General features: G+C 58.9%; 1 rRNA gene. It reads left to right on the top strand.

Annotated elements, in window-relative coordinates:
- Positions 1-557 (top strand): 16S ribosomal RNA (locus tag IEZ19_RS50140); the annotation flags it as partial.

Genomic DNA, 557 nt, shown 5'->3' with positions numbered 1-557 from the left:
TATTGCACAATGGGCGAAAGCCTGATGCAGCGACGCCGCGTGAGGGATGACGGCCTTCGGGTTGTAAACCTCTTTCAGCAGGGAAGAAGCGCAAGTGACGGTACCTGCAGAAGAAGCGCCGGCTAACTACGTGCCAGCAGCCGCGGTAATACGTAGGGCGCAAGCGTTGTCCGGAATTATTGGGCGTAAAGAGCTCGTAGGCGGCTTGTCGCGTCGGTTGTGAAAGCCCGGGGCTTAACCCCGGGTCTGCAGTCGATACGGGCAGGCTAGAGTTCGGTAGGGGAGATCGGAATTCCTGGTGTAGCGGTGAAATGCGCAGATATCAGGAGGAACACCGGTGGCGAAGGCGGATCTCTGGGCCGATACTGACGCTGAGGAGCGAAAGCGTGGGGAGCGAACAGGATTAGATACCCTGGTAGTCCACGCCGTAAACGGTGGGCACTAGGTGTGGGCAACATTCCACGTTGTCCGTGCCGCAGCTAACGCATTAAGTGCCCCGCCTGGGGAGTACGGCCGCAAGGCTAAAACTCAAAGGAATTGACGGGGGCCCGCACAAG

The sequence above is a fragment of the Streptomyces brasiliensis genome (assembly GCF_014647875.1).
In the GTDB taxonomy this organism is placed as follows: domain Bacteria; phylum Actinomycetota; class Actinomycetes; order Streptomycetales; family Streptomycetaceae; genus Streptomyces; species Streptomyces brasiliensis.
This window is presented reverse-complemented; position numbering and strand designations above follow the sequence as displayed.